Source organism: Microbacterium sp. ZW T5_56 (assembly GCF_044987425.1).
Taxonomy (GTDB): domain Bacteria; phylum Actinomycetota; class Actinomycetes; order Actinomycetales; family Microbacteriaceae; genus Microbacterium.
The window spans coordinates 20,175-38,007 of record NZ_JBJDRI010000004.1; the positions used below are offsets into that span (position 1 = coordinate 20,175).

The window sequence follows — 17,833 nt, forward strand, 5'->3', positions numbered from 1 at the left end:
CCGTTAGAGCTCCACCGGGGGTGCCGGCTCGGCGCCCTCCTCCTCGGGATGGCGCGCGAGGTTCACAATGCCCGCGATCAGACCGCCCCACACCGTCACCATTGCGACGATCATCATCACGACAGCCGTCGTCGTCATCGCGCACCTCCTTGGGTTGCTACGCGGATACTCCCCGTCTCGGGGTCGGGATCGTAAGCCTCGTCGAGCAGGAACTCGTCGTAGTCCGAGTCGTCCTTCGCGTGTGAGGACTTGCTCCAGGGGACGAACGACAGCGCCACACCGCCCAGGATGAGGGCGATCGCCATCCCCCAGCCGAAGATCGACAGGAACCATCCCGGATAGTCGCCGTACGGCGCGGAGATCTTCGCGATCAGTTCATTGACCAGCAGGTACCCCAGCACCAGGGGAGCGAGCACCCCGACGAGCAGCTTCCAGACCGTTCCGACGCGGAAGCTGGAGCGGCGGTTCAGATGCTCCTGCAACGCCGGAAGCTTGTGAAGGAACCAGGCGACGACGATCACGGCGACCAGCGCTACCGCCATGATGCCAAAGGCGTTCACGAAGGCGTCGGCTGTATCGAGCACAGCCAGCGCTGTGGTGGTCGAGAACAACGCCGTCGAGATCGCGGCCAGCGGAATGGCGACGACGAGGGTGGTGGGCACCCGACGCCAGCCCAGCTTGTCCTGCAGTGCGGCGACGATGACCTCCAGAATCGAGATCAACGACGTGACGCCCGCGAACACCAGGGCGCCGAAGAAGAGCACCCCGATGATCGAGCCGCCCGTCGCGTTCGAGACGATGGTGGGGAAGGCGATGAACGCCAGACCGATGCCGGAACTTGCGACACCGGACACGTCCGTGCCCTGGGCGGCGGCCATGAACCCGAGTGCGGCGAACACGCCGATGCCGGCGAGGATCTCGAACGACGAGTTCGCGAATGCCACGACGAGCCCAGAGCCGGTGAGGTCGGTGCGCCGCTTCAGGTAAGACGAGTAGGTCACCATGATGCCGAAAGCCACCGACAGCGAGAAGAAGATGTGTCCGTACGCCGAGGCCCACACCGCCGGGTTGGCGAGGGCTTTCCAGTCCGGGGTGAAAAAGGCGTTCAAACCGTCGAGCGCGCCCGGAAGGAACAGCGACTGCACCACCAGCACCAAGAACATCAGACTCAGCAGCGGCATCAGGATCATGTTGGCCGCGCCGATTCCGCGCTTCACGCCGAGGCACATGATGACGATCACCACGAGCCAGACCAGCACTAGGGGGATACCCACCTGCGGCACGAACTGCGTGGAGACACCCACCTCCTTCACGTCTGCCATCTGCAGGAAATCGGAAAAGAAGAAGTCGTTCTCATTGCCCTTGCCCCAGGTGAGCTGTGCGGAGAACCACGTGTACATCGCAGACCACGCGATGATCACGGCGTAGTACACCGCGATCACGACGCAGATCAGAACCTGCCACCACCCCAGTGGCTCGGCAGCGCGGTGCAGGCGCCGGAATGCGAGCGGCGCGGATCCGCGGAAGCGATGGCCGATGGCGTAGTCGAAGAACAGCAACGGGATTCCGGCGGTGAGAAGCGCGCAGAGATAGGGGATGAGAAAGGCGCCACCGCCTCCTTCGTAGGCCACATACGGGAATCGCCAGATGTTGCCGAGGCCCACGGCAGAACCGATCGCCGACAGGATGAACACGTTTCTCGAGCCGAACGCCTCGCGGCGGGCTGGCTGCTTCGTTGCGGTCGCCATCCCTGCACCCTACTAGGCTGTTCGCCGGGCCGGGAAGAAGGGCAGGAATGCGCGCAACCGTCAAGGACGTCGCAGCTCGCGCCGGCGTGTCCGCGAAGACCGTCTCCAACGTGATCAACGGAAACGTCTTCGTGCGCCCGGAGACCAAGGACCGCGTGGAGGCGGCGCTGCGGGAGCTGGACTACGTCCCCAACCTGTCCGCGCGCGGACTCCGTAACGGACGCTCCGGAGTGATCGCGCTCGCGCTTCCAGACCTCGCCACCCCATACTCCGCCGAGATGGCACACCACTTCGTCGAAGCTGCGCACGCACGGGGGTGGGGAGTCCAGATCGAGGAGACCGGGGGTCGCCCTGATCGAGAGGCCCAACTTCTGCTCCGAGCCCGAGCGCGCCTCGTGGACGGCCTCATTCTGAACCCCACGGTCATCGATGAGCTGGATCTCCCCGACGACTCGGACCTTCCGCCGGCAGTCGTCATCGGCGAGGTCGAGCAACCCGCGCTTGACCAGGTGCGCGTCGATCCCGATCAAGCGGCCTACGACATGACGAGCCTCCTGATCCGCCGGGGTCATCGCCTCATCGCGGTGGTGGGCTCGGACCAGGGGTCGGGGACCTCCACGGCGGTGCTGCGAACCCGCGGGTATCGCCGCGCGCTCGCGGATGCCGGCATCGCGGCGGACGCGAGCCGGGAGATCTCCTGCGACGATTGGACTCCACGGGGTGGAGCGACGGCCATCAACCGCTACCTCGATGAGCATCCGGTCCCCGAGGCCATCTTCTGCTTCACCGACTCGCTGGCGATCGGGGTGCTGAACGAGCTCTGGCGACGACGCATCGTGGTGCCCGACGACGTCTCGGTTGCGGGCTTTGACGACGTGGCGGACGGCGAGTTCGCTACCCCGCCGCTGACGACGGTGTCGTTCGATAAGACCGCGTTCGCGAACGCCGCACTGGATCGCCTCGCCACGCGCATCTCGGATCGCACTGCTGCGCAGACGGTCACCACGGTCGGCCACGTGATCGTGGAACGGGCCAGCACCGCGACACGTTTGTGATTCCCCCGATTCCCTAGCGCGCCATTCGCTCCTCTACGGCCCGGGAAGGAGCCGAGATCGATGCGCAGCGCTCCCGCCCCGGGGGAGAAGAGGGGCACCACCAGCACCGAAGAATGATGCGCAGTGCTCTCCCCAGGGGGAGGAAGAGAGCACTGCGCATCGATGGCGCACATGAGATGAGGATCCCCCCGGAACGTCACGCGTGTGCGCCTGGCAGCAGACCTCCGACAGTGCCGCTGCGAACGCCAGAATACGAACTTCTTCGCCCGCTGACATTCGACGCGCCGATGTTGACCCCCGCATGGGGGTCAAGGTTGGCGAACATGTGGCACACCCTGCACCGAACATCGGCCACCTCGCGGGGCGCCGCTCACGCTCACAGGCGGGAGTGCGAGCGAGGCGCCCTCCGGCAACGCGATGTTCTCCGGTATGTCCCGAGGTCGTTGTCAGGTGTCGGTTGTGGAGAGGGCACCGGCGAGACTCGCGCAGAAACCATATGAGGTGACGATTGCGCAGTCGAGTCATATCGATATTTGACCCCAATATTGGGGTCAAATATCGTCGGATGATGGTGGGTAGGCAACCGACCTGTGACCCTAGTGAGCAACGTCCCCACGTTGGCTCTCGGTTCCCGCCGAGCGCTCCCGTGACCGGACTGAGGGGATCCTTCCGGGAGCAGGGGCTGCACTCGGAAGGCAACGGTTTTTTGTTGCCAGTGGGGAATTGCATGTCTTTCATTACGTCTCGTCGTGGGCGGATGCGAACGGTTCGTATCGTTCTGGCGTCCGCACTGTGCGCGGGAATCTTGCTCACCGCAGGAGTGAGCACGGCCTCCGGTGTCTCTGCGGTCACGCTTCCTCTCACATCGCCGTCACCGACAGTGTCGATCCCTGCGCCTGCGGGTGAAGACGCCGCGTCTTCCGCGCCGACGGACGCCGCGACTTCGGAGCCGACCGACACCGCGACTTCGGAGCCCACCGACACCGCGACTTCGGAGCCGACCGACGCCGCGACTTCGGAGCCGACCGACACCGCGACTTCGGAGCCCACCGACACCGCGACTTCGGTCCCCACAGACACTGCGCCGACGGACACGGCGCCGACTGACACTGCGTCGCCTGCGCCGACCGACACCGAGGCGCCCGCGATCTCGGACTCTCCGACCGCTGTCGAGCCGTCCGCACCGACCAAGGTGGTGTCGAAGACGCCTGCGGCGACCGAGACCGACCTGGTCGCTCCGCTCGCCGTCGGTCCGCTCGCGGTCTGCGGTGCGGACTACGCCTACATCCTGCAGTCCAACGGCACTGTCGCGCAGTACTCGCCCACCGGATCGCCCGTACTCACGACGTTCGGTGGCTGGAGTGCAACGACGACGGCCAACGGCCTGTCGATCTCCGCCGACGGTTCCACCATGTACGCGTTCACGCAGGGCGCTACAGGAAACACCTTGGGCATCTCCTCGATCCTCCGGTATAGCGCCACCACCGGAGTATGGGAGAGCATCCCGGGCAGCTCCTTCACACGCACGACAGGTGCCGCCCTGATCTCTGGTGCCATCAACCCCGTCAACGGCCGGTACATCGTCGGCGGCGCCAGCGGCACCAACTTCCAGCTCTACGAGTACGACCCGGTGACGAACCTGTTCCGCCTCCTCGGCACAGTTGCCACGGGCGGTCAGACGATCGGCGACATGGTGTTCGACAGCGCGGGCAACCTGTACATCGCCGCGATGTCCTCCACCTCCATGACGTGGTACATCGTCAGCGCTGACGCGATCGCTTCGGCCGCGGGCGGAACGATCGCCCGCGCGGCCACCACGCCGAAGACGCTCGCTGGCACGCCAACGATGAACGGCACGACCGGCATCGCCTTCAAGGCTGATGGCTCCATGTACCTGTCCAGCGGTGCCAATATGGCGCAGTTCGATCCGTCCACGGGTGTTCGCATCGGATCCACCGTGGGAATCGACGCCACCACCACAGATCTTGCCAGCTGCGAGCCGCCCGTCACCCTGACCCTGCAGAAGTTTGTGACCAGTCGTTTCGCGACGAACGACCAGTTCACCCTCACCGTGCGCAGCGGTGCGAGCCCGGCCACCTTTGGCACCGCGACCACGTCAGGCGCCGCCACGGGACTGCAGTCCGCACAGGCGGGGCCGCTGCCGGTGGTCCGCAACGGTGCCTACCAGGTGGTCGAAGCGTCATCGGGTGGGTCGCTCGCGAACTACTCGACGACCTACTCCTGCACATCGGGCGGAACCTCCTTCGCCTCAGGGATCACCACGACGGGGTCGATCACGATTCCCTCGTCCGCCACGGCCGCGAACTGCGTCTACACGAACACTCCGCTTACCGCTTCGGTGGTCATTCACAAGACGGTCACCGATTTCGCAGGCCAGAATCCGCTGCCTGGTGTGGGGTGGACCCTGGGTGCCGCCTTCACTGCTGCTCCCGGCACGGTCACCCGCACGCCGACGGCAACCACGCAGGTGTCGAACGCGTCGGGTGATGCCGTATGGTCGCTGAAGCTGTCCACCGCGGCAACTCGAGTCACGGCCATCGTTTCAGAGACACAGCGTCCGGGGTACGACTTCGTCAGCGGGAGCTGCCTTGTGACGTCGGTGGATGGTTCCTCCCGCACCATCACGCTCCCCAACGCGCAGGGGGCTCCGATCACGGGCATTGCGCCGGGCGACGCGGTGGCGTGCACCATCACGAACAAACCCGTGTCCGCCACATGCGATGTGAACGGGATCTACGGGCTGGACCGGTCGGCCCCGTCCAAGATCTGGTCCATCGATTCCGCCGCGGCTCAGATGACATCGATCGTGACGACGACAGGCACGGACACGCTCACGAACGCCCTCGCCGTCGGGGCAGGATTCCAGGAGTTCTGGTTCGTGAACCAGACTGACACCACCATCCCCGGCGTCAGCCAGACGTCGGCCATCGTCTACCACGTGGTCGGCGGGGTCACGACGACGGCGGGGACCGTGCCCAACATCAAGACGCCCAATGGCGCCTTCATCATGGGCGCTTACAACCCCGCCACGGGCGTGTACTACTTCGGCACGCTGAGCGGCGGCGAGCTCTACATCTATGGGTTCAACACGCTCACCGGCCAGCCGATCGTAGGCAGCGTCGGACGGGTGGCGCTCCCGAGCGGTGCCTTCAACGGAGACTTCGTCTTTGATGCAGCGGGGCGCCTTTTCGTGGTCACTGACGGCGCCTTGTTGGTCGTGACCGATACGGTGCCCACGACGGGCAGCACCACGCCACCCTTGCTTGCATCACGCATCATCTCCAACCTGGGTGCGGTCAGTGCACCCAACTCCGTCGCCTTCGGGCCCGATGGCTACCTCTATGTCGGCGCGGGCGCCGTGGGAACCGCGCTGGAGCAAATCGCGAAGGTGAACCCCGCATCCGGGGCTGTCGTTGGAACGTGGCAGACGCTGTCGCCGACGACGAACTCCATCCGAGACTTCGCCTCCTGCGCATCTCCGCAGGTCATCCGCCTTCAGAAGGATCTCCCTAACGGACGCATCGTGCCTACGGATCAGTTCGCACTCGCGGTCACTGGCGGTGGACTGAACGTGGGGAACACGGGCCTCACCACCGGCACCGAGACTGGCATCCAGAACCAGGAGGCGGGGGAGGTCGCCGGACCGGTGATCGGGCTCCCGGGCAACTCATACACGATCACGGAGACCGCGAGCGGCACCACGAACCTGACATCGTATTCGTCATCATGGGCGTGCGTCGATCAACGGTCGGGCACGCAGATCGCCAGCGGCAGCGGGTCGACGGGCCAATTCACGGCTCCCGCGGCGTCGGGCAACGGAGCAGACATCCTCTGCACCTTCACCAACAAGCCACCCGCTCCCGAGATCGAACTGATCAAGGTGGACGCCGCGTCGCCCACTGTCACCCTTGCCGGAGCCACATTCCAGCTCTGGAAGGACGTGAACGGAAACGGCACATTGGAGCCGGGAACCGATACCATGGTCGGCACAGCGCTGACCACGTCAGCCGCCGGCCAGATTCTGTGGACCACCGGCCTGGTGGCTGGACAGTATCTGCTGCAGGAGACCGCGGCCCCGCCGGGGTACGACATCGTCGCTCCCGCCGTGCATGCCGTCACCCTCGCCGCGTCGCGCGTGACCGTCACCGTGACCAACGCGAAGCGCACGGGCACCGTGACCTGGTCCAAGACCGACGCGTCCGCCACCGCGCTCGCGGGCTCGGAGTGGTCGCTGATCGGACCCACCGGCGCGAGTTCCGTCACCACCGCGGTCATCGACTGTGTCGGCGCAACCGCCGCGGCGTGCGCGTCCGCGACCGACAAAGACCAGCGGCCCGGGTTCTTCTCGGTATCCGGTCTTGCCTGGGGGAATTACACCCTCACGGAGACCAAGGCACCCGCCGGGTTCGTCTTGGACTCCACCCCGCACACGTTCTCGATCGGCGTCGCCTCTCCCGCACAGTTGCAGGTGGATCTCGGCGCCTTCGTGAATCAGCAGCAGCCGCCCCTCACGATCCCGCTCACCGGCGGGCTCGGGGCCGACGGCTTCCTGCTCGGTGGCGGCGGCGCGCTCCTTGCGCTGTTGACCGTCGCATTCATCCGCCACCGGCGCGGGCAGCGGCTGCTGCGCGCCACTGACATCTCATCCCGATAACCACACCCGAAACACCTCCGTGTTTTCCTGAAAGGAACACCATGTCTGCATCCACCTCGCGCAGGACCGGCCGCGTGGCCGCCAGCCTGCTCGGTATCGTGGCGGTAGGGGCCGCGACGTTGTGGGGAGCGACCGCTGCGTCGGCTGCGCCCGGCAACATCGACACCACCACCAACGGGTCGATCACCATCCACAAGCACCTGGAGACAGGCTCCACCGCAGGGGCGAACCCCGACGGCAGCGGCTCCGTCTCCGGCGCGGCCGTGGCGGGTGTGGAGTTCACCCTCTACCAGCTGAACTACAACGGCCAGCCGATCAACCTCGCGAACTTCGCCGACTGGAACGGCCTGTCAGCGGTCACCCTCGACGCGAACTGCCAGGTGACGGGCCCCGCTGGCTTCACGGCGAGCACGACCACGCTCACCGGAACCACGGGCCCCGACGGCTCGATCGCGTTCCCCACGGGAACCTCCCGCACCGCTTATGCCGTGTGCGAGACGAACACCGCGGGAGCGACCGTCGGTGGAGTCCCCACCACGATCGTCACGAAGGCAGCGCCCTTCGTGATCGCCGTGCCGATGCCGTACAACGACACCTGGATCTACAACGTCAATGCGTACCCGAAGAACGTGAACGCGAGCATCACGAAGGACGTGACCAGCCAGCCGGCCGGTCAGCTGGGCCTGGGCTCCACGGTCTCCTTCCCGGTGACCACGAGCATCCCGACCATCGCCTCCGCAGACCAGCTGCAGTCCTACATCGTGCGTGACGTGCTGGACCCGCGCCTGACCCCCGTCTCCGTCGCTTCGGTGACGGTCGACGGCACGGCCGTGGACCCGAGCTACTACACGGTCACCGTCAACCCGAACAACGCTAACGACGTTCGCGTCGTCTTCACTGCTGCCGGCCTCACCTGGCTGAAGAGCCAGGGCGGCAAGAGCGTGGTCACCACCTTCTCCGGTGTGGTCGCTTCCGTGGGCGATGGCGTCATCCCGAACAAGGCGACGCTCTTCGTGAACGACCCCTCGGGCGACAGCGACACCAACCCCGGCCCGGGTGTGCCCTCCAACGAGGTGACCACCAACTGGGGCAACCTGGTGATCCAGAAGAGCGATGCGGGCAACAACCTCACCCTTTCGGGTGCCACCTTCCAGGTGTTCGCGGCCGACCCGGCTTACGTCGCAGCGGGTCAGCCCTGCGTGTCGAAGGTGACCACCGGTTCCGCGATCAGCGTGAACGGCGTCACCGACTTCACCACCGACGCCAACGGTGTCGTGGCGGTCGCGGGCCTGTTCGTGTCCGACTCGAAGAACGCGCCGATCAACGCCACGCAGCGTTGCTACGTGATCATCGAGACCGCGGCTCCCGCCGGTTACATCCTGCCCACCGGTGACGCGGCCAAGACCGCCGTGGCTGTCACGACCGGATCGCCCGCGACGGTCGACATCGACGTGAAGAACACCAAGCAGTCCGTTCCGAGCCTGCCGCTGACCGGTGCCGCCGGTCAGGTGCTCATGCTCGGTGGTGGCGCTGCGGTGCTCGCGGTCGGCTTCGTGCTGATCGTGGCGCGTCGTCGTCGCCAGGCAGCTCAGCTGTAAGCAGCATCTGATATGCCGAACCGGGGTCGAGAGTCCGCAGCGTCCGCGCTGCTCTCTCGGCCCCGGTCTTCGCATTCTTCCGGAGGCGCGCACGTGCTGCGCACCTCTTGGCGGCCAGGGGTTGTCACCTGGTTGCTCGCCATCCTCATCCTCGGCGGGAGCGGGCTGTTTCTCTACCCGTCCACCGCTCAGTGGTTCACCTCCTATAACCAGTCGCAGGTGATCGGCAATGTGGCCGAGCTGGTGGAGGACTCCAACCCGAGCGCGGCAGAACAGCTTCGGCAGGCGGCGGCATACAACGCGGCGCTCACCTCCGGCGTGCAGGTGAAGGCGAACAGCAACGTCCCGGTCGGCAGCGGAACCCTCAACGACGACAGCTTCGACTATCCGAGCATCCTGAGCATGAACGCGCAGGGGCTCATGGCCCGCGTCAAGATCCCGTCCATCGACGTGGATTTGCCGATCTACCACGGCACCAGCGACGCCGTTCTGCTCGAGGGCGTCGGACACCTGGAGGGGTCGAGCCTTCCCATCGGCGGAGCCGACACCCACGCGGTGCTCACCGCGCATCGCGGGCTCGCCGATGCGGCGATGTTCACGAATCTCGACCAGGTGAAGGTGGGGGACACCTTTACCATTGAGGTCTTCGGCGAGGTCCTGACGTATCGGGTGCGTGAGACCAAGGTCGTCGCCCCCGAAGATACCGACGCTCTGCGTGCGATCCCCGGCGAGGACCTCGTCACTCTGGTCACTTGTACGCCGCTCGGGATCAACACGCACCGCATCCTCGTGACGGGGGAGCGGATCACCCCGACCCCGGTCAAGGACATCGCCGCGGCCGGTCAGGCTCCCGATATCCCCGGATTCCCGTGGTGGGCTGTCGGTATTCTCGTGGCGCTCCTCGTCGCGACGGCCTACGTGTGGTGGTCCGGATTCAACGATGCCCGCGTTCGTGTGCGTCTAGCCGCAGCCAAGGCGCGGCGGCGGCAGACCGAGTCACTGTCGCGGGCTGGAGTTGAGGACGCTCGCTGAACGGGACGAGGCTTGCCAGAACAGCTACGCCCGCACTGTTCGCTGCGTCGAGCCAAAGCTCACTCACGAGCCGCTCCGCCGAGCGAGCCGCTCCGCCGAGCGAACCGGCTCCACTGAGCGAACCGGCTCCACTGAGCGAACCGGCTCCACTGAGCGAACCGGCTCCACTGAGCGAACCGAGATCCGCCCCGAGCGACAATGACCCCAACGTTGGGGACAATCCGTACCCGGGAGTGGCACCATACACATGCGCCTGCCACACTGGCCCCGGAGCACACAGGTGACTCCCAGGTTCGCCCGGGGAATCCACTTGCTGTCGGTTTGATCAAGTCCCCCTTTCGCGATCACGGCAATGAAGGTCACACACGTCATGACACCCCCGGCCCAGACGTCCCTCGGATCACACCGCGCCCACCAGGCGGGGCGCGGAGCGCGTCGAGTCCTCTCGGCGCTCCGTCGGGCAGTTCTTGCCGTCGGCATCGTCGCCGTCACCGTGGGGCTGCTCTCTCCGTTCGCTCCTGCCGCATCCGCCGCTCCCGGCGACGGCACCCTCACGCTCACGGTGATCCGCGATGTCAACGCGGATGGTGCCCGAAATGCGACCTTGGAGCCGGGGCTGGCCGGGGTGCAGGTCATTCTCACCGATGCCGCCGGTGCGCAGCAGTCTTTGACAACCAATGCGAGCGGTCAGCTGATCATCGGCGGGGCGGCGATCACCCTCACCGGTGGGAGATATCGGGTAGAGGTGGTCAATCCGCGTCCCGGCGTGCTCTTCCCTGCATTCGCGTCCCTCGCCGGAACACCCGGGGCTGCGCTGTCGTCCAATGAGGAATTCATCGATCTCAGCGCCAACAAGAACGTGACCATGACGACCGGGTTCTGGTACCCGGGTGATTACTGCCAGTCCAACCCTCGCATCGCCGATGTCTGCAATGAGGGACTGAACGCCGCAGGAACGAACTGGGACACCGACAAATCGATGGTGCTGACCAACTATCAGTTGAACACCGCAGCAACCACGCTCAACCAGACCAGCACGACGGGGACCACCTACGGCGTCGCGTACAACCGCGTGACGCGGACGCTGTATCAGTCCGCCTACGCCAAGCGCGCCGCACAGTACAGCGCGTCCGGTCAGGGTGCCATCTTCGCGGTGAACCCCACGAGCGGTGCAACGACGCTGTTCGCGACGGTGCCGAACGCGGGGACCACGGCGCACGTCCTGAATCCTCGCCAGGACCACGACTTCACACCGGTGGTCGGCAAGGAGTCGCTCGGCGACATCGACATCACCGATGACGGCAAATGGCTGTTCGCGGTGAACATGAACGACCGACAGCTGTACGTGTACGACGCCACGCAGCCCACGGCGTCGGCTCCCAGCGCCGTGCTCCCGATCCCGTCGCAGTGCGCGGACCCGACCGAATGGCGCCCGCACGCTCTGGGACTCAGCGACATCGACGACAAGCTCTACATCGGCGGCGTGTGCTCGCAGAGCCTCACCGCGCACGTCACCACGATGACCATCGGCGCGACCGCGGCCGGCATGGCCATGAACAACGATTCGGTTCTCAGTCAGGGTCTCACGTACACGCGTGGAAACACGGTCTATGACCCGGGTAGCGGCAGTTGCCCGAACGCAACTTGGCACCCGTGGGTGAATGCGATCGGTCCGGTTGAGTGTGCCACCGTCGGCGGTGGGGGCCAGTATCAGTACACCTACGCCCAGCCGATGTTCGCCGACATCGAGTTCCTCCTCGACGGCACCATGCTCGCCAGCTTCCGTGATCGCGGCGCAGATCAGTACGGCTCCCGTCTGTCCAAGCAGAACGCAGCGGGGTGGACGACCAACGCGAACTACGTATCCGGCGGAGACCTGCTGCGGGCCTGCACCGATGTCACCGGAAGCTACGTCTTCGATGTCAATGGGGGATGCGGACGCACGACCGAGTACTTCAGCAATGATGTTCGGCGTGACTTCTGGGGGAACAATGTTCACACGGAGTCTTACTACGGCGGGATCGTGTACATCCCGACCGAGACCGGCGTTGTCACGAACTCCATCAATCCCACGAACGCCATCTATTCCGATGGCATGACGAACACGAGCGTGTTTGCGCCGGGAACCGGCAATGCGGCGGCAGGACCCTCGCTGCAGGTGATTGCGGGAGGCGGCACCGGGCCAGGAAGCGGGTCGTTCGGCAAGGGTCAGGGACTCGGTGACATCGAGGCACTCTGCGACCTGGCACCGATCCAGATCGGAAACCGGGTCTGGTTCGACGAGAACCGAGACGGCACGCAGGGCGCTGCCGAGGTACCGTTGCCGAACGTGCGCGTGAACCTCATCAAGAACGGCACGGTGATCGCGACGACCACCACCAACGCTCGCGGCGAGTACTACTTCTCCTCGCTGACCACGGCGGCAATCACGCCGGACACCGACTATGTGGTGGAGTTCGTGAAGCCCGCGACTGGCACGGTAAACCTGGGTACGCCCACCGGAACACGGCCGTGGACCGATCTGGTGCTCACCACGGCGGAGACCGGCCCGCAGCGCAACATCGACTCGAACCCCGATCCGATCACTGGTAGGTACAACCTCCACGTCGGTGGGCCGGGTCAGAATGATCACACGATTGATGCGGGCTACATCATTCCAGCACCTCCCGAGCCGCAGTACGCCAAGACGTCTGATCCGGTTCCGGGGACGGTTGTGAAGCCGGGTGATGCGGTGACGTATACGGTGACGGCGGTGAATCCGAGTGCGACGCAGTCGATTACGACGGGCACGTTGACCGACAACATGTCGGCTGTTTTGGACAAGGCGACGCTGTCTCCGGCCGGTGCTGTTCCGGTGTTGACGTGTCAGGGTCCGGTGGGTGCGACGTGTGGTGCGATCGTGTTCAACGCGACGGCGAAGACGGTGGTGTGGACGGCGAGTGCTGCGGCGCCGTTGTCTGCGGCGACGACGGCGAAGATCACGTACACGGTGGTGGTTGATGCGGGTGCGACGGGCACTGTCGGCAATGTGCTGGTGGAGCCGAATATCACGACGGAGCATCCGATCATCACGTGGGACAAGGTTGCTGTTCCGGCTGCTGGCACGTTGGTGAACCCGGGTGATGTGGTTTCTTACACGATTTCGGTGAAGAACACGGGTGCTGTCGCGTCGAATGCGTTCTCGGTGTCGGATGATTTGACGGATGTGGTGTCGAAGGCGGATTTGGATCCGGCGTCGATCACGATCGATCCTGCCGGTTTGGGTGCGGCGTCGTATGACGCGGTGACGAAGCTGTTGACGTGGACGGGTGTGTTGCAACCGGGTGAAGAGGCGAAGGTCACCTACCAGGCCACGGTGAAGGCTGATGCGTTCGGTGAGATGCGCAACCACTATTTCGATAAGACCGTGGTGAACCCGATTTCGGCGTCGCTGGTGTGGAAGAAGGTTGATCCGCAGGGTGACGTGTTGGCGGGTTCGGAGTGGGAGCTCACTCCGGTGGATGCGGGTGGCGTGCCGACCGGGCCGGCGATCGTGGTCGTTGACTGTGTTGAGGCTGCTGCTGCGGCGTGTACGGGTGCGGATACGGATCCGGATGCGGGTGAGTTCTTGGTCATCGGACTGGTGCCGGGCGCGTACTCGCTGGTGGAGACGAAGGCTCCTGTCGGATTCGTGCTGCTGCCTGACCCGGTAGCGGTCACGGTGCTTGGTGATGCTGCGGTCACGACGCTTCCCGATATTCAGAATCAGCAGCAGGGTGTTCCCGAGATCCCGTTGACGGGTGGGTGGGGTAGTGATTACTTCTTCGCCGGTGGCGGTGTCCTGATTGTTCTGGCCGCGGGAGTCTGCTTCCTCGTCTGGCGCCGACGCACCCACCAGGAGGCATGATCATGGACGAGCGATCACTCGCCTGCAACGGCGGTGCCTACCGTGAAGGTGGCGTGCGGCGAACGCTGGGCATGACCCCTGCGGTGGGGTCAAAGCTCCCTCAAATGTGGCAGATGCAACAACCGTCTGTCAGTCTGATCCGAACGTCCCTACGTGAACGAGCGGTTCCCGCCGTTGGTCCTCGTGGCGACGTGGGGGTCCCTTCTTCACGCATGGGGATGCGACGAGGAAGACGACAGTATTCGTGCTGCAATATCAAGGGGAATCGATGACGTTCACTCATCCACGCGGCCGAGGCGACACAACGCGCCTCGGTGTTCGCGGACTGCGCCGCTCGGCGCTGGTCGCTGGCGTTGTTGCGCTTGCGGCCGGGCTGCTATCGCCATTCGCGCAGCCGGCCGTCGCCGCGCCAGGCGACGGCACTCTGACGGTGACGGTCGTCCGCGAGGCCAACGGTGATGGCGCGCGAACCGCGACGCTGGAGCCGGGACTGGCGAACGTGCAGGTTGTCATTACCGACAATGCCGGCGCGTCGACGACGCTCACCACCAACGCGAGTGGTGTGGCCACCTTCAACGGCGCGACGTCGCCGCTTGTCGGCGGCAAGTACCGCGTCGAGGTGATCAACCCGAACCCGGGTGCGCTCTACTCGGCGCCCGCGGCCACAACGGGTACGCCGAGCGGCACCGCTATGTCGTCGAACGAGGAGTTCGTCGACATCTCGGCGGGGAAGACCGTGTCGGTGCTCACTGGGTTCTGGAACCCCACCGACTACTGCCAAAACAACCCGACCATCGTCAACGCCTGCCAACCAGGGTTGAACACCTCGGGCTCCGCGTGGGAAACGAACCAGCGCACACTGTTCACATCGAACTACGCGCTCACCGCAGCTCCTGCGACGATCACCACGAACAACGTGACCGGTGGAGGCGTTTACGGCATCGGTGTGCGACGCCCCACGACGACCAGTCCGGAATTCCGTGTGTTCACCGGCGCGTATGCGAAGCGCGCTGCACAGTATGGTGCGGCCGGGAGCGGGGCGATCTTCGTGTCATCTGCGGCGACGGCGACGACACAGCCGAGCGTTCCGACGATCTTCACAACAGTTCCGAACACCGGAACCACCGGTCATTCGCTGACGCGGATGGATGTTGCATTCCGGTCCGTTGTCGGCAAGGAGAGTCTGGGCGACGTCGACGTGAGCGACGACGGACGCTACCTGTTCGCCGTGAACATGTTTGACAAGCAGATCTACGTATACAGCGCGTCTGACACGTCCGGAGCCGCGCCTATTCTGAAGACTATTCCGATCCCTTCAGGGTGCGCTGACGCGAACGAGTGGCGGCCAATGGGCATGGGTGAGCGTGACGGGCTTCTATACGTCGGGGGTGTGTGCTCGACGACGCTCAGTGCTGCGATTCATACGATGACCATCGGCACTGCCGGTGATCTCTCTGACATGGCATTCACTGGCCAGACGGTGCTAAACCAGACCTTGACGTACCCTCGTGACAACGCGTATACCAGCCCCGCCTGTGGCAGCGGCATTTGGCGTCCGTGGGTGGACACTTTCGTGGCGCCGGCCACCGGGATCTGCATCTCGTCGGGTTTCGTGTGGGCACAGCCGCTGCTCGGTGACATCGAGTTCCGCAACGATGGAGCGATGATGGTGAGCTTCCGTGATCGCAACCCGGATATGTACCCTTACGCAAGCACATATCTCGACGACACGACCTCATACATGGGGTGGGCATCACCCGCTGGTGACCTTCTTCTCGCCTGCTCACCGACACAGAACTATCAAGGCTACGTGTTTGACGTGAACGGCGGCTGCCCTGATGCTGCGAAGAACGCGTTTGGCGAGTTCTTTAAGAACGAGCAGCGAGCGCAATTTCACAACGAAACCTACTTCAGCGGCATTGTCTATGTGCCCACCGAACTCGGCGTTGTGAGCGACCAGCTCGACGCGGGTGGTGCGATGACGAACGGCATGTCGAGCGCCAACGTCAACACCTCCGCAACTATTCGGAATCTCAGCGTGACCACTAGCTTTGGTAAGGGTGCTGGTCTTGCTGATATTGAGGCGTTGTGTAACAACGCTCCGTTGCAGATCGGTAACCGGGTGTGGTTCGACGCGAACAACGACGGCGTTCAGGGTGCGGATGAGACGGCTCTTGCTGGCGTTACTGTGCAGCTGATCAAGAACGGTGTTGTGATCGGGACGCGTACCACGAACGCTCGTGGTGAGTATTACTTCTCGACGGCCGATGCCGATTTGGGTGGTCAGTTTGTTCCGTATGGTGGTGACTATACGATCAAGTTCATTGCTCCGACGACGGGCACGGTAGACCTCGGCGGCACAGTGGGAACACGGCCCTGGGCAGATCTGAGCTTCACGTCTCAGGGCGTCGGGTCCAACAAGCGCATCGACTCGAACCCGAATCCTGCAGATGGCACGTTCGTGTATACGGCTGGTGGGCCGGGTCAGAATGATCACACGATTGATGCGGGTTATGTTATTCCGTTGCCGGTGGTGCCGGCGTTTGGGAAGACGTCTGATCCGGTTCCGGGGTCGGTGGTGAAGCCGGGTGATTCGGTGACGTATACGGTGACGGCGGTGAATCCGAGTGCGACGCAGTCGATCACGACGGGCACGTTGACGGACAATATGGCGGGGGTGCTTGATAAGGCGACGTTGTCGCCGGCGGGTGCTGTTCCGGTGTTGTCGTGTGATGGCCCGGTGGGTGCGACGTGTGGTGCGATTGTGTTTGATGCGGTGGCGCGGACGGTGGTGTGGACGGCGAGTGCTGCGGCGCCGTTGTCTGCGGCGACGACGGCGAAGATCACGTACACGGTGGTGGTTGATGCGGGTGCGACGGGCACTGTCGGCAATGTGCTGGTGGAGCCGAATATCACGACGGAGCATCCGATCATCACGTGGGACAAGGTTGCTGTTCCGGCTGCTGGCACGTTGGTGAACCCGGGTGATGTGGTTTCTTACACGATTTCGGTGAAGAACACGGGTGCTGTCGCGTCGAATGCGTTCTCGGTGTCGGATGATTTGACGGATGTGGTGTCGAAGGCGGATTTGGATCCGGCGTCGATCACGATCGATCCTGCCGGTTTGGGTGTCGCGTCGTATGACGCGGTGACGAAGCTGTTGACGTGGACGGGTGTGTTGCAACCGGGTGAAGAGGCGAAGGTCACCTACCAGGCCACGGTGAAGGCTGATGCGTTCGGTGAGATGCGCAACCACTATTTCGATAAGACCGTGGTGAACCCGATTTCGGCGTCGCTGGTGTGGAAGAAGGTTGATCCGCAGGGTGACGTGTTGGCGGGTTCGGAGTGGGAGCTCACTCCGGTGGATGCGGGTGGCGTGCCGACCGGGCCGGCGATCGTGGTCGTTGACTGTGTTGAGGCTGCTGCTGCGGCGTGTACGGGTGCGGATACGGATCCGGATGCGGGTGAGTTCTTGATCATCGGGTTGAAGCCGGGCACGTACTCTCTGGTGGAGACGAAGGCTCCTGTTGGGTTCGTGTTGCTGCCTGACCCGGTAGCGGTCACGGTGCTTGGTGATGCTGCGGTCACGACGCTTCCCGATATTCAGAATCAGCAGCAGGGTGTTCCCGAGATCCCGTTGACGGGTGGGTGGGGTAGTGATTACTTCTTCGCCGGTGGCGGTGTCCTGATTGTTCTGGCCGCGGGAGTCTGCTTCCTCGTCTGGCGCCGACGCACCCACCAGGAGGCATGATCACGACGACCTCTCGATCCTCAGTTTCCTCAGTCCCATTCATTTCCTTATTCTCAATTCATTTGCTCAGTCCCGATAACCCGGAAAA

General features: G+C 64.4%; 8 protein-coding genes. 6 read left to right on the top strand and 2 right to left on the bottom strand.

Annotated features, from left to right (window positions below):
* Positions 1–3: 3 nt before the first annotated feature.
* Complete coding sequence (locus ACI3KU_RS02930; RefSeq protein WP_404920792.1) at positions 4–138, bottom strand: methionine/alanine import family NSS transporter small subunit; 135 nt, start codon at positions 136–138, stop codon at positions 4–6.
* Positions 135–1,748, bottom strand: a complete 1,614-nt coding sequence (locus ACI3KU_RS02935) for a sodium-dependent transporter (RefSeq protein ID WP_404920793.1) — start codon at positions 1,746–1,748, stop codon at positions 135–137. Before ACI3KU_RS02935 ends, ACI3KU_RS02930 begins: the two co-directional genes overlap by 4 nt.
* Positions 1,749–1,795: 47 nt before the next feature.
* Here ACI3KU_RS02935 and ACI3KU_RS02940 point away from each other — a divergent pair, with 47 nt between their 5' ends.
* The 6 genes from ACI3KU_RS02940 to ACI3KU_RS02965 all read left to right on the top strand — a co-directional run bounded on the left by ACI3KU_RS02940 (position 1,796) and on the right by ACI3KU_RS02965 (position 17,745).
* The gene (locus ACI3KU_RS02940; RefSeq protein WP_404920794.1) at positions 1,796–2,803 is read left to right on the top strand and encodes a LacI family DNA-binding transcriptional regulator; all 1,008 of its coding nucleotides are present in this window, start codon (positions 1,796–1,798) and stop codon (positions 2,801–2,803) included.
* Between the two features lie 880 nt (positions 2,804–3,683).
* Entirely contained in the window at positions 3,684–7,478 is a 3,795-nt protein-coding gene (locus tag ACI3KU_RS02945; RefSeq protein ID WP_404920795.1) for a SpaA isopeptide-forming pilin-related protein, read from the top strand.
* A gap of 41 nt (positions 7,479–7,519) precedes the next feature.
* Entirely contained in the window at positions 7,520–9,076 is a 1,557-nt protein-coding gene (locus ACI3KU_RS02950; protein WP_404920796.1) for a SpaH/EbpB family LPXTG-anchored major pilin, read from the top strand.
* Positions 9,077–9,169: 93 nt separating this feature from the next.
* Positions 9,170–10,108: a class C sortase gene (locus tag ACI3KU_RS02955; RefSeq protein WP_404920797.1), complete on the top strand. Its 939-nt coding sequence runs from the start codon at positions 9,170–9,172 to the stop codon at positions 10,106–10,108.
* 370 nt (positions 10,109–10,478) lie between these two features.
* On the top strand, positions 10,479–13,994 hold the full coding sequence (locus tag ACI3KU_RS02960; RefSeq protein WP_404920798.1) for an SdrD B-like domain-containing protein: 3,516 nt from the start codon (positions 10,479–10,481) through the stop codon (positions 13,992–13,994).
* A 268-nt stretch (positions 13,995–14,262) separates the two neighbouring features.
* Complete coding sequence (locus ACI3KU_RS02965) at positions 14,263–17,745, top strand: SdrD B-like domain-containing protein (RefSeq protein WP_404920799.1); 3,483 nt, start codon at positions 14,263–14,265, stop codon at positions 17,743–17,745.
* Positions 17,746–17,833: the final 88 nt, after the last annotated feature.